Source organism: Streptomyces sp. NPDC088400, from assembly GCF_044753355.1.
GTDB lineage: Bacteria > Actinomycetota > Actinomycetes > Streptomycetales > Streptomycetaceae > Streptomyces.
The window spans coordinates 96,088-108,704 of record NZ_JBIVMZ010000015.1 but is presented as its reverse complement, the minus strand read 5'-3'; the positions used below and the strand labels follow the sequence as shown (position 1 = coordinate 108,704).

12 protein-coding genes are annotated in these 12,617 nt (G+C 70.1%); 5 read left to right on the top strand and 7 right to left on the bottom strand.

Features of this window, described 5'->3' with window-relative positions; all coding sequences use genetic code 11:
• Window positions 1–19: 19 nt before the first annotated feature.
• Window positions 20–2,380 (bottom strand): polysaccharide lyase 8 family protein, encoded by a 2,361-nt coding sequence (locus ACIQD6_RS30455; protein ID WP_401888859.1) that lies wholly within the window; start codon window positions 2,378–2,380, stop codon window positions 20–22.
• Window positions 2,381–2,636: 256 nt separating this feature from the next.
• On the opposite strand from ACIQD6_RS30455, the gene bla reads away from it, so the two are divergent.
• Window positions 2,637–3,476: a class A beta-lactamase gene (gene bla / locus ACIQD6_RS30450; RefSeq protein WP_401888856.1), complete on the top strand. Its 840-nt coding sequence runs from the start codon at window positions 2,637–2,639 to the stop codon at window positions 3,474–3,476.
• Window positions 3,477–3,504: 28 nt separating this feature from the next.
• On the opposite strand, the gene ACIQD6_RS30445 is transcribed toward bla, so the two are convergent.
• Both ACIQD6_RS30445 and ACIQD6_RS30440 read right to left on the bottom strand, forming a co-directional pair.
• On the bottom strand, window positions 3,505–4,176 hold the full coding sequence (locus ACIQD6_RS30445; RefSeq protein ID WP_401888853.1) for an HAD-IA family hydrolase: 672 nt from the start codon (window positions 4,174–4,176) through the stop codon (window positions 3,505–3,507).
• A 56-nt stretch (window positions 4,177–4,232) separates the two neighbouring features.
• Window positions 4,233–5,516: an MFS transporter gene (locus ACIQD6_RS30440; protein WP_401888624.1), complete on the bottom strand. Its 1,284-nt coding sequence runs from the start codon at window positions 5,514–5,516 to the stop codon at window positions 4,233–4,235.
• Between the two features lie 89 nt (window positions 5,517–5,605).
• Here ACIQD6_RS30440 and ACIQD6_RS30435 point away from each other — a divergent pair, with 89 nt between their 5' ends.
• Window positions 5,606–6,367, top strand: a complete 762-nt coding sequence (locus ACIQD6_RS30435; protein ID WP_401888621.1) for a DeoR/GlpR family DNA-binding transcription regulator — start codon at window positions 5,606–5,608, stop codon at window positions 6,365–6,367.
• 1 nt (window position 6,368) lies between these two features.
• Here the strand turns inward: ACIQD6_RS30435 and ACIQD6_RS30430 are convergent, their stop codons facing one another.
• Both ACIQD6_RS30430 and ACIQD6_RS30425 read right to left on the bottom strand, forming a co-directional pair.
• The gene (locus ACIQD6_RS30430) at window positions 6,369–6,560 is read right to left on the bottom strand and encodes a hypothetical protein (protein ID WP_401888620.1); all 192 of its coding nucleotides are present in this window, start codon (window positions 6,558–6,560) and stop codon (window positions 6,369–6,371) included.
• Between the two features lie 11 nt (window positions 6,561–6,571).
• Complete coding sequence (locus ACIQD6_RS30425; protein ID WP_401888618.1) at window positions 6,572–7,423, bottom strand: helix-turn-helix domain-containing protein; 852 nt, start codon at window positions 7,421–7,423, stop codon at window positions 6,572–6,574.
• 289 nt (window positions 7,424–7,712) lie between these two features.
• On the opposite strand from ACIQD6_RS30425, the gene ACIQD6_RS30420 reads away from it, so the two are divergent.
• Together ACIQD6_RS30420 and ACIQD6_RS30415 are read left to right on the top strand one after the other, a co-directional pair.
• Entirely contained in the window at window positions 7,713–8,258 is a 546-nt protein-coding gene (locus ACIQD6_RS30420; protein WP_401888616.1) for an ATP-binding protein, read from the top strand.
• 194 nt (window positions 8,259–8,452) lie between these two features.
• Window positions 8,453–9,643, top strand: a complete 1,191-nt coding sequence (locus ACIQD6_RS30415) for a glycoside hydrolase family 64 protein (protein WP_401888850.1) — start codon at window positions 8,453–8,455, stop codon at window positions 9,641–9,643.
• 112 nt (window positions 9,644–9,755) lie between these two features.
• On the opposite strand, the gene ACIQD6_RS30410 is transcribed toward ACIQD6_RS30415, so the two are convergent.
• A complete protein-coding gene (locus ACIQD6_RS30410) occupies window positions 9,756–10,262 on the bottom strand; it encodes a hypothetical protein (RefSeq protein WP_401888614.1) in 507 nt (168 codons plus the stop codon).
• 290 nt (window positions 10,263–10,552) lie between these two features.
• Here ACIQD6_RS30410 and ACIQD6_RS30405 point away from each other — a divergent pair, with 290 nt between their 5' ends.
• Window positions 10,553–11,185, top strand: coding sequence for a YceI family protein (locus ACIQD6_RS30405; RefSeq protein WP_401888612.1), 633 nt, complete (start codon window positions 10,553–10,555; stop codon window positions 11,183–11,185).
• On the opposite strand, the gene ACIQD6_RS30400 is transcribed toward ACIQD6_RS30405, so the two are convergent.
• A complete protein-coding gene (locus ACIQD6_RS30400; RefSeq protein ID WP_401888609.1) occupies window positions 11,160–12,617 on the bottom strand; it encodes a hypothetical protein in 1,458 nt (485 codons plus the stop codon). The two genes, ACIQD6_RS30405 and ACIQD6_RS30400, sit on opposite strands and share 26 nt — an antisense overlap.

The window sequence follows — 12,617 nt, the reverse complement described above, 5'->3', positions numbered from 1 at the left end:
GTGGGGATCCCCCTAGACTTCAGCGCAACGTCACCGTGCAGCCATGAGTGGCGCCGGCCACTCCGGGGCTGATCCTCAGCCGTACCGTACGTCCCGCCGCGAGCACCTCGACAGACGGGTCCCGGTCGGTTACGGCCCGCACCCGCCGGCTCCAGCCGATCTCGAACGGCCGCCCCGAGCGGGTGGGGTCGCTCACGCGCAGCGTCGCGGTCCGGCCCCGGACGACGACGAGCACGCTCGCGGGCGCGGTCGCGGTGAGCGGTCCCGCCGTACCGGACTCCCAGAAGTTCGCGGCGGTACAGCCGAGGGAGCGAATCGCCACGGCCTGGCAGGCGGCCGTGTTGGCGAGGATCTCCGGCCAGTGGCGGTCGGCCGCGCGGGCCGCGACCGTACGCCGGGAGGCGCCGGGCATCAGCAGATAGACGTACGAGGCGTCCACGGGGTCGGTGCCGTGGTCCAGCCAGAGGGTGCGGTAGCGGCGGATGCGGCGTTCGGTGGAGCTGGTGGTGTTGATGTCGTGCCAGGCGCCGGTCCGGTCCTCGGCGAGCGTCCGCAGGGGCGCGTCCCCGCCGCCTGCGGGGAAGACCCAGCCGCCGTGGCCTTCCAGGTGCGCCCAGCGGGGGCGGGGTCCGTCATCGAGAGTGAACCCGTCGTTGCCCGGGGCGGCGGGCTCTCCCAGGTTGCGGTTGTCCACGACCGTCTCGACCGGTACTCCGTCCATGCCGGTGATCCCCGCGCCCAGGCAGATGACGGCGTCGTCGGCGCAGAACCAGGATGTGCGCGCTTCGAGGGTGGAGCCGAGCCCCTTGAGGTGCTGTCCGACGGCCGCGAACCGTCCGTCGGTCGCGCCGCCGACCCACCGTACGGCGGGCTTCGGTTCGCCCCACTCGCCGCCGGCCCGGTCCGCGAGCCGCTGGGTGGAGACGGTCGTGCCGGGCAGCCGGTACGGGTCGACCGTGGGCCAGAACCAGTCGGTGTACTGGTCGTTGCCCTGCCGCGCGCCCCACCAGTAGAGCATTCCGGCACCGGTGTGCCAGCCGCGCGGATTCTCGCCGCCGCCGCACTCGTAGTACGCGATCCGGTCCGAGGCCATGGCGATGTTGGCGGCCCAGCCGCCGCTCCCCCGGTGCACGGCCCGGTCCATCGAGGCGAACAGCCGGTGGCCGGCCGGTTCGGGGGCGGCGGGCACCCCGGAGGCGGCGACGGCGGCCAGCCGGGCGAGGTCCGCGACGCCGAACTGCCGGGCGGTGAGGATGGGCGCCACGGCGTCCCGTTCGATCCAGCCCTTGACGAGCGCGGTCCAGCGCTCGCGCTCGGCGGCGGACGCCCCGCCCGCGAGCAGCGGGATGGCCGCGATCAGCTCCTGGCCGTGGAAGTGGTCGCTGCGCATCACCCGGCGCTCGTCGCTCGCGAGGTAACCGCGGCTGACGGCACGGCCGTTGACGCTGTCCATCATCAGACCGTTGAAGATGAGCGGGGCGTAGGCACGCTCCACGCTGTCGAGGACGATCTGCCGGTTCGGGTCGGTGACGGCCCAGGTGGACCCGGCGAGCAGGGTGAACAGCCGCCCGAGACCGTCCAGCATGACCTGGCCGTACGTACCGGAGTAGGGTACCCAGGTGTGCTGGACGAACGACCCGTCGGCGTAGAGGCCGTCGCCCTTCGTCACGTACGGGAACACGGGCGACAGCGCGTCACGGGCGAGCGCGATCTTCGCGGGAGCCGCGCCGATGATGCCCCGCAGGGTGACGGAACGGCAGAGGTCGACGCGGTTGGCGCCGGTGCTGGTGCCGGAGTAGTCGGTGAGCGCGGTGTCCGGGATGAAGTGATCGACGGCTGCTGCCGCGGCGGCCCGCTGCTCGGCGGTGAGGTGCTCGTACAGAACGGCGACGATGTCCATGAGGAGCCGGGGGCTGCCGATCTGCCACTCCCACCAGTTGCCGTACGGGGTGGTGGCGGGCCGGTAGACGGTCGCCGAGAGGTGGTCGAGGCCCCGGAGGACGGCGGCGAGGAGCGTCTCGTCCCCGGTGAGGCCGGTGCCGGGCTGGGCGAAGGCCTGGGTCATGGTCCAGAGTCTGCTGTAGCTCTGGGTGATGCCGGACGGCGGATCGTACGGCCGGTCGGGCCAGAGGGAGATGTCCGCCGGGGCCATCGACTGCCGGAACCGCGCGGCGAGTTCACCGGTCTCGGCGAGCCGGGCGGCGTAGGGCGCGGCGGCCGGGTCGTAGCCGCTGCCGAGCTGAAGGTCCACCCAGTGCAGCCGTAGCCGCTCGAACTCGTCGGCGGATTCCGCCTTCGCGGCGGCCGGGCGCGGGAGGGCGAGGAGGGCGGCCCCCGCTCCGGCCGCGATCAGGAGGGCACGACGGGTCCAGGCGGGCAGCAGCGGCACGGGGGCCTCCGGAAGCGGAAGTGGTGTAGACCGGCTGCCCGTTGGTTTAGCACGCGCGCGCCGGGTCCTCAACGGGATTCGAGCCGGCCGGACATCTCCGGCGGCGGGAACCATCCGATCACCCCCAACAGTCTGAACAAGTGTTCTGTCCTTAGGAACAAGGAGAAACACGATCGTGCGACCCACAAGACCTTCCTCCCGCCGCGCGGTACTGACCCTCGGCGCCGGGGCATTACTGGCGACAGCGATGCCGACGGCGGCGTACGCCGTGGCTTCGGGCGGCGGAGAGATCTCCCGGCAGCTGAGCGACCTGGAGGCCAAGTACGCCGCGCGCATCGGGGTGTTCGCCCGCGACACGGCCACGGGCCGGACCGTGGCGTACCGCGCGGACGAGCTCTTTCCGATGTGCTCGGTGTTCAAGACGCTCGCCGCCGCTGCCGTCCTGCGGGACCTCGACCGGAACGGCGAGTTCCTCGCCAAGCGGATCCGGTACACGAAGGAGTACGTCACCGACATCGGTCACGTCCCGGAGACCGGCAAGCCCGAGAACATCGCCAACGGCATGACCGTCGAGGAGCTGTGCTCCGCCACCGTCTCCCACAGCGACAACGGGGCGGGAAACCTGCTGCTCCGCGAGCTGGGCGGGCCCACCGCGATCACCCGCTTCAGCCGGTCGCTGGGCGACCCGGTCACCCGCCTCGACCGGTGGGAGCCCGAGCTGAACACGGCGGAACCGTGGCGGAAGACCGACGTCACCAGCCCCCTCGCCATCGGGCGGACCTACGGGCGGCTCGTACTCGGTGACGCTCTCCCGGCCGAGGACCGGGAGCGGCTGACCGGCTGGCTGGTCGCCAACTCGACCAACACCGAGCGTTTCCGGGCCGGCCTCCCCGCCGACTGGATCCTGGCCGACAAGACGGGCGGCGGCAGCCAGTACGGCGTCGCCAACGACGTGGGCGTGGTCTGGCCTCCGGACAGGGCGCCCCTGGTGCTGAGCGTGCTGACGACCAAGCACGCCGCCGACGGGCCGACGGACAACCCGATGGTCGCCAAGGTCGCGGAACTGGTGGCGGCGGAACTCACCTGACGCGCGCCGGGCCCGTGCGCCGCGATCGTCACTGAGTCCTGTACCGGGAGTCCCGCCTCATGGGACTCCCGGTACGGGATCCGCGTCCGGTCGTCAGCCAGGTGTCGATGGCGGTTGCCAGCTCGTCGCGGCCGGTGAAGACCTGCCCGTTCATACCGGTGGCCTGCGCGGCGCGTACGTTCTCCTCGCGGTCGTCGACGAAGAGGAAGTCGGCCGGGGCGGCCCGCATGGCGACGACGCAGTGGTGGAAGGCGGCCGGGGCCGGCTTCGCCGCTTTGATCTTCCCGGAGAAGGCCACGTGGTCCAGGTCGTGCAGCCAGGGCTGCGCGGCGAGGAAGGCGTCCGCGTGGTCCGAGGGGATGTTGGACAGCAGGGCGACCTCGGCGACATCGCGGAGGGACTGGACGTAGGCGACCATCCGGTCGTCGACGCGTGACCAGCTGTCGATGTCGGTGAGGCGCAACTCCTCGATGGTGGCGGCGTCGACGGGCAGGGACAGCCATCGCAGTACCGCGGTCCAGTACTCGGACGCGGACTGCTGACCGGCATCGTAGGGCTGACGGCAGGCCCAGTAGGCCGTGGTGAAGGCTTCGGTGGGTGCGTGAGCGCGGGCGGCCATCTTGTCCAGGGCGCCCGGGCGTTGGTGGCGGGCGATGACCCCGAAGAGGTCGAACAGCACGATGCTGCGGTCGGTGGACATCCCGGTGGATATTTCGGTGGACATCGTCGTGGGTTCCTCCCTGTCTCAAGGGGCTTTCAGTGGGCGCGTGTTGCCATCTCGCGCGTGCGGTCGGATCCGGTGCGCAGGATCCCGGCGGCCACAGCGGTGATCGCACACAGCAGGGTCAGCAGAATGAAGGTGTGGTTCAGGGCGACGAGGTGGGTCAGCCAGCCGATGACGGCCGGGCCGGCGAGCATGCCGACGTAGCCGAGTCCGGCGACGCGGGAGACATTGGCCCCCGCGGCGGCGGGGTCGGCGTGCCCGGCCGCGCTGAACAACTGCGGGACACAGCCGGACAGCCCCAGACCGAACAGCGCCCATCCTGCGAACGCGGCCCAGATCCACGGGGCGACGGCCACGATCGTGATGCCGACGGCGGCCGTCGCCGCGCCGTAACGCAGGATCGGCATGGACCCGAACCGGGCGACGAGGCGGTCGGCGAGCAGCCGGCCGATGGTCATGGTCGCCGCGAAGGTGCCGTACGCGAAGGCGGCGACGCTCGCGGGGGCACCGAGGGTGTCCTTCAGGTGCAGCGTGCTCCAGTCGTTGGCGGCTCCCTCGCACAGCATGACCATCAGAGCCAGGGTGGCGAGGATCCAGATACGCCCGTTGGCGCTGCGGCGCTCGGCGGTCGGCGCCTGCCCGGGCTCCCCCGCGAAGCCTTGGGCCTCTCCCGCGAAGCCCTGGGCCTCCTTCGCGGAGCCTTCGGCCTCCCCCGCGGAGTCGGTGTCCGCAGCGGAGTCGGTGGCGGCAGCGGGGGGTGCGGCCGGCAGCAGGGCACGTCCCGACACCAGGGCGATCACGATGCCCAGCGCTCCCACAGCGGCCATGCCCACGGCCGGGCTCAGGTCCGCGCTCGCCGTAGCCGCTCCGACGAGTGCGGCAAGGACACCGCCGACCGAGAACGTGGCGTGGAAGGCCGACATGACGGGCCGGCCGTACGCCTTCTCCACGTGCACGGCGTGGGCATTCATGCTCACGTCCAGGCAGCCGTTGCAGAAACCGAAGACCAGCAGGGCACCCGCGAGCATCCACGGCTCCGGAGAAAGGCCGGGCAGCACCAGGGCCGCGCTGCACAGCACACCGGTGGCGGGGACGACGACGCGCGCGCCGAGACTGTCGGTCAGACGCCCGGCCACCTGCATACCGATGAAGGCCCCCAGCCCCAGCAGCACCAGGAGTCCTCCGAGCGTCGCGTGGCTGATGCCCACGCGCTCCTCGATGGCGGGGATGTTCACCACCCAGGTGCCCATCACAGTGCCGCAGAGGACGAAGTAGACAAAGGTCGCCACTCGGGCGGATCGAAGCGAATCGCTCATGAGACCCACCGTAACGAACACCTAGCGCGATTGAATACTGTCGTTTCACACACATTGAATGTTCATTTCGGGTGGTGTTCAATCGCGGCATGAGCAACGCAGACCGGCACGGGATGATCGCGCAGGCCGTCAGAGAGTCGGGAAGGACCACGGTCCAGGAACTCGCCGAACTGACCGGCGCCTCCGAGATGACCATCCGGCGCGACCTCGACACGCTGGCCGCGCAAGGCGTCCTCGAACGCGTCCGTGGCGGGGCGCGCACGCTGCTGCTCAGGGGCGACGAGCCGCCCTTCGCCCTGCGTACTCACGAGGCCGTCGATGCCAAGCGCCGCATCGCGGCCGAGGTGTCCTCACTCATCGCCGACGGTGAGACCGTCCTCCTCGACAGCGGCACCACCTGCCTGGAGCTCGCCCACCTGCTGCGCCGGCGGCCGGTCACCGTGATGCCCCTGTCGCTGCAAGCCATCCACGTACTCGGCGAGGGACCGGGCCGGGCCACGCTGATGGTGCCCGGCGGGCAGCCCCGGGCCGCCGAGGGAGCACTCACCGGCCCGCTCACCCTCGCGTCCCTGGCGGCGCTGCGCTTCGACACCGCCGTCATGGGCTGCTGCGGCCTGAGCTCGGCCGACGGCCTGACCGCCTACGACCTCGACGACGCGGCCGTGAAGAAGGCCGCCATCGCCTCCGCGCGCCGCATCATCGTCGCCGCCGACGGCAGCAAGCTCGGCCACACCGCCTACGCCTACGTCGGCCCGGCCACGCTCCTGCACACCCTCGTCACCGACACCACGGCACCCACTGACGAGGTCACCGCACTCGAAGGCACCGGCACCGTCGTCAAGGCCGTCTGACCTACAGCAGGTGGTCGGCCTTGCCGGCCTTGATGTCCTGGATCATCGTGCGGAGGGCTTCACGGGTGTCGGTGAGGTACGTGCCCTCCTGACCGGCGACGGCTATGTACGCGTTGCCGTCGGCGTCCGTGCCCATGCGGAAGCAGTTGTTGCCCTCGCCACAGAACGGGTCTTCCCAAGTGATCTCGGGCACGACAGGTCTCCTCATAGTTCGCGAATGATCCCGTGGATGAAGTCACGCGAGGCGCCGGCCGACAAGCACTCCGCGTCCATCCAGTCCAGGTGGGCACGGTACTTGGCGAGCTGCGGCTCGGCGTCCGTGAACTGCGGGCCGTGAGCCGCGTCGAGTTGGGCGGTGTCGAGTTGAGCGACGGCGCCTTCCGAATAGAGCAGAGCATGCCCGGCACCGGGGAAGCTGCCGAGTTCCACCGGGATGACGCGCAGGGTGATGCAGTCCCGTTCACCGGCATCGATCAGAGCACTGAGCTGTTTCCTGGTCGTCTCAAGGCCACCGAAGCGCATGCGCAGCGCCGCCTCGTGCACGTATCCCACGTAGTCGACGGGCCGTTCACGGTCGAGTACGCGCTGCCGGTCCATCCGGTGGGCCACGCGTAGTTCGATTTCGAGACGTGAGAGCTCGGGGAGTACCGCCGCGAAGATACTGCGGGCGTAGTCCTCGGTCTGGAGAAGCCCCGGCACGTGGACCGTCTGGACGGTCTGTATCCGGACCGAGTGCCATTCGAGCTCCACGATGTCCAGCAGTCCGGGGGACACCCGCCCCCTGTACTCGTCCCACCAGTTCCGCCCTGGAGGCTCGGCAAGTTCCACGAGCCCGGACACGTACCGCTCGTCCGCGCACTCGCAGTGGGTGGCGAGGGTGCGCAGCCGTTCGGGACTGATGTTGCGGATACCCGACTCGATGTTCGAGATCTTGCCCCGGTCGACACCGAGCAACCCGGCGGCGTGCTCGGCGGACATGCCCGCGGTGGTCCGTATCTTCCGAACCTCGGCGCCGAGTCGCTTCTGGCGCTGCGTGGGTGTGGTCCGTGGGGGCACGGGGGTCCTTCCTGTCTGACTACCGCTCAGTCTGCCGGGCATCAGGCTAACAAACCACGGGTGGTTAATTTTGTACCTACTGAGTGGCGCAGTTGGGGAGCGTTGCTCTACCGTCAGTGATGCGACGTTCACACACGGCGAAACGGAAGCGCATCGCGCGAGCCTGCCCGCGCCCTCCTGCCCTGGGAGGGGCCGACTCGCGTCAGGGAGCCAAGCCACCACTTCGCCGCGTGCCACCGGCGTCCACCTCACGCGCCGAACAACTCACCCACCAGCAAGCGGAGTTGCCATGCCCGACGCCGACCGGCTCACCCCCGTACCGCCCACCGCGCACGCGCCGTTCGCGCACCGGGGCCCCGCACGGTTCACGCAGTGCCCGCCGCCACCACCGGACACCGCCGAGCCGCACCCCGGGAATCTCGCCTACAGCCTCACCCTCCCCTCTGCCGTCTCGACGCCCGCCATCGCCTTCGAGATCGCCGAAGTCCTCCTGGAGAGCCATCAGCTGGGACGCCTCGTCCGTCCCGCCATGCACCTCGTGCGTGAACTCATGACCTGTGCCTGCCGGTTCACCGCCGCAGGTGAGGACGTCTATCTCGCACTGCGTCAGCGGGACGGCGTCCTGCGTGTCATCGCGTACGACACCCATCCGCGACACAGCCATCCCCGCCTCGCCGCCGCCTGCGATCAGCGGCGCCATGCCGCGCTGCGGGTCGTTCCCGACCTCGTACGCACCCATCGGGGCAGGTGGGGCTTCGACGCCGCTCACAGCGCCGCCAACGGGACCCGCACCTGGGCCACGCTCGCGCTGACCCCTCCACGGCGAGCCGCCTGACCCCTCGTCAACGGCCGCCGTCTCACGTCATGTTGTGAACATCACCCGTCACTGAGAGCGCTCTCAGCCTCAACTCTTGACGCGAATCCCTATAGGTAGCAAGAGTGTTGGGCAGCGCAGACGCGGCCCCCCACGTACCGCACATGTCTGCGCACCCCCCACATTTCAGGAGAACATCCGTGATATCCCGCAGAATGTTCCTGTCCGGCACGGCCGCGGCGGCGACGGCGCTCACGTACCCCGTCTGGGGGAGCTCTCTCAGCTCCAAGGCGTCGGCGGCTCCGGCCACTTGTGAGCTGGCCCTTGAGAACAAGTCGCTGCCCGGTGCGGTGAACGCCTATGTCACCGGTCACGACCAGGCCACCAACAGCTGGGTGCTGCTGCGTGCCGACGGCAGTGTCTACCGGCCGGAGTCCCCGGGCGCCCCGCAGACCCCGCTGCCCGTCGACTGTGCGATCCCGCTGAATGCGGCAGGTGCGGCGCCGGTGGTACTGACGCTGCCTCAGATGTTCGGCGCGCGCGTCTACTTCGTACGCGACGACAAGCTGGACTTCTTCCTCAACCCGGGACCCTCCCTGGTCGAGCCGGCCTTCGCGACCAAGGCCGACCCCAACTACGGCCGCACCTGGTCGTTCGCCGAGTTCACCTTCAACTCGGACCAGCTCTACTCGAACATCAGCTACGTCGACCTGGTGACGGCCCTGCCGATCGGCATCAAGCTGGAAGGGGACGCCACCCACACGGTCGCCCCGCTGCCCGAAGGTGCCCTGGAGAAGATCGCGGACGGGCTCACCGCCCAGGCGGCCGTCGACGGGCACCCGTGGGACAAGCTGGTGCTGCGCGGTGAGGACGGAAAGGTGCTGCGCGTCATCTCGCCGCAGAACCTGTCCGGCGAGAAGCCGTTCGACAACGTCTTCAACAGCTATGTCGACAAGGTCTGGGAGAAGTACCGCTCCGAGGACCTGAAGATCGATCTCCAGGGCGGCCGGGGCGTGTTCACCGGCCGGGTCAGCGGTGACACGCTCACCTTCAACGGTGGGCACACCTTCTCCAAGCCGACCTCGATGGACATCTTCACCTGCAACAGCGGGCCGTTCGCCAACAACCCGAACGACTCGGACGACAAGAAGGGGCTGCTCGCGCGGCTCGGCGCCGCCTTCAACCGCTCGACGCTCCTCACCCACCCCGACCAGCCGAACGGCGCCACGGCGGCGGACTACTACAAGGACCCGGTCACCAACCACTTCGCACGGGTGCTGCACGCCAACACCCCGATCGGGTACGCCTTCCCGTACGACGACGTACAGCCGACCGGCCAGCCGGACGTCTCGGGCGCCGCGCACGACGGCAACCCGCGCCGCTGGACGGTGGCGGTCGGTTCCTGACCCACGCCGTACATGCGTACGTGAGTGCGTGACGAGTACGTGACGGCGGTGCCCCGCTCCCCCAGCCATTTCGGCGGGAGGGCGGGGCACCGTCATATGTGGCCGACGAACCTCAGCAGCCGCAGCTGTGGAACGTCACATCCCAGTGGTTGCCCTCGTCCGCGTAGACGTTGCCCGCGCCCGACTGCCACTGCGGAGCGCCGTCGCCGCGTATGCCTATGTAAGTGAACGTGTTCTTGACGTAGTTGGTGACACAGGTGGCCTTGGCGAAGTCGAGCTTGTAGCCGTTCCAGTGCGAGTACGTGCCGCCCGCGTGGCCGGTCTCCGTACCTCCGGTGATGTTGAGGGCGCAGCCGCTGGCGCTCTTCAGGGTCTGCGCGCCCTTGGCCGAGTCGAGGTTGAGCTGGTCGAACGAGGTACAGGTCGGGGTGTTGCGGTCGGAGCAGCCGCCCGACGAGGACCAGGTGATGCCGGACGAACTGAACATCGAGGTCGCCGTGGCGTGGGTGACCTTGGTGGCTGCCTGGGCGTCGGTGGACGTGCTGAGGACGCCGAATCCGGGGGCGAAGAGTGCGCCCGTGACGAGGGCGAGGGCGCTGAGCGCCGAGCGGATCTTCATGGGGGGAATGCCTCCAGCGTGGGGACCGTACTCAAGGGACTTCAAGGACTGTCAGAACAAGAGAACTGTCGCCGACCGCGCTTACGGGCCGTGGCACGGACCGTTACGTCGATCGGGCGGCGGTGCGGCGGTACGGGTGGAGCCACGGAGATCGTGCCCGACGTCTACGCGCGTCCGCCAGGGCCTCAGGAACTCGATCGGGTGACATTGTTGAACCTTGAACGAGATGGGTCTATGGTGGGGCTCATCGAACTCGTTGAACGTTGAACAGTTACTCCCAGGAGGAAATCATGGCTCTCTTCGGTCGCAAGAACGCCGCCGCCCACACCACCGCCGCCTCGGCCACCGCCGTGGCCACCCTGGACCCCGCGCTGGCGGCGCTGACCGGCGAATACACCGTCGACCCCGCCCACAGCAGCATCGGCTTCACGGTCCGCCACGCGATGGTCACCAATGTGCGTGGCACGTTCATCGAGCACGAGGGCTCGCTGAGCCTGGACGGCTCCAACCCGGCGGCCTCCTCGGCCTCCATCGACGTCTCGATCGCCAGCATCGACACCGGGATGACGGACCGCGACGGACACCTCCGCAGCGCCGACTTCTTCGACGCCGAGACCTTCCCGAAGATGTCGTTCCGCTCCACCTCCGCCGAGCAGCTCGACGCGGAGACCTACCGCATCACCGGCGACCTGACCATCAAGGACGTGACGCGGCCGCTCAGCATCGACCTGGAGTTCCACGGCTCCGCCACCGATGTGTACGGCAACGAGCGCGTCGGCTTCGAGGGCAGCGCCAACATTCTGCGCTCGGACTGGGGCCTGACCTGGAACGCGGCGCTGGAGACCGGCGGCGTGATGGTCAGCGACAAGGTCAAGCTGACGTTCGACATCTCCGCGATCAAGCAGGCCCCCGAGGCTGCCTGAGCCGGTCTGTGACAGTGACAGCAGGAGAGGACCGGCGGGGGGGGGGGGGGGGGGGGGGGGGGGGGGGGGGGCGCCCCCCCCCCCCCCCCCCCCCCCCCCCCCCCCCCCCGCCTCCTCCTCCGAAGTCCCCTCCCCCGCCGAAGCCTCCGCCGCCGAAGTCACCCGGGTCGAAGTCCGAGCCCGAGTAGTCCCCGCCGCCGTAGTCTCCGCCGCCGAAGTCCGCGCCGTACGCGGGAGTCGACATGAGCGAGCCGAGCGCCGTGCCCACCAGCAGTACCGGCAGCAGTCCGCCGCCGAAGTAGCCGCCGGCCCAGGGGCCGTACGCCGGTCCCGCCTCCCAGTAGGGGCGGGGACCCTGGTCGGTGTGCACCGTACGGGTCATCGGGTCGTCGCCGTCCGCCAGCCGGGCCGCGTCGGCCGCGCAGACCGGGACGGTCCGCCGGGCACCGGCGGGCGGGGCCCATTCCGCGTCGGTCACCGACGGGCCGTGGCGCGGGTCGAAGAAGCACGGTGAACGGCGCTCCGGAAGCGGGGCGCCTTTTCTGCGTGCGTCGAGCACGGCCAGGGAGAACCGGCCGTCCTCCAGCGTTTCGGTCACCCCCCGCACATCGGCGGGCCGTTGGGCCGAGGCCATCAGGGACTTCGCCCTCTCGTACGCGTCGAGCGAATGCTCGTAGTCCGCGCGCATCGCCTCGTCGGCGCCGGCCTCGGCGGGGCGGAAGTCGAGCCGGTCGAGTTCCTCGCCGAAGGCGGTGATGTCCTCGTCCACGACGACGCGCAGCTTGTCGAGGGCGGCACGCTCCCGCTCGGCCTGCTTGCGGCGGTTCCGGTGGATCACGGCGTACGCGCCCGCCCCGCCCAGTACGACCACCGAGCCCAGCACGATCAGTCCGGTGGACGCGTCGCCACCCGATCCGCCGCCCGATCCTGAGCTCACGTTCCACGAGTCGGGGGCGTGGCCACGGATCTGCGGGAGTGCCTGGTCGACGAAGTTGTTCAGCTCGGTCGAGGCGTCGACGGCGCCGCCCGCCTTGACCGCGTCGGTGAGGTTACGGACCGCCCGCTGGGACATCACACTGGAGTCGGCGCCCGCGTTGAACCCGTCGCCCAGGTGGATGGCGTACAGGCCGGTCACGCCGGTCTCGGCCCGTATCGTGCGCAGCACGGAGCCCGGCGGGAACTGGGCGTTGTTCGGCAGGACCGCCACGAACAGCGGCTTGTCCGCGTCCTCTATCTTCTTCGTCAGGGCCTTCGCTTCGGCCGCCGAGAGCTGGTCCGAGACCCGTGGGTCCACATAGACCGGGCCTTTCTTGAGGGCCTGGGCGACGGTCGTGGGGCCGGTGGCGGCCTGCGCGGCGGGCGCCACTCCGAGGGCGGCGGCCGAAAAGGCGAGCAGCAGCCCGGACAGCGCGGGGAAGAGCCTCGTCCTCAT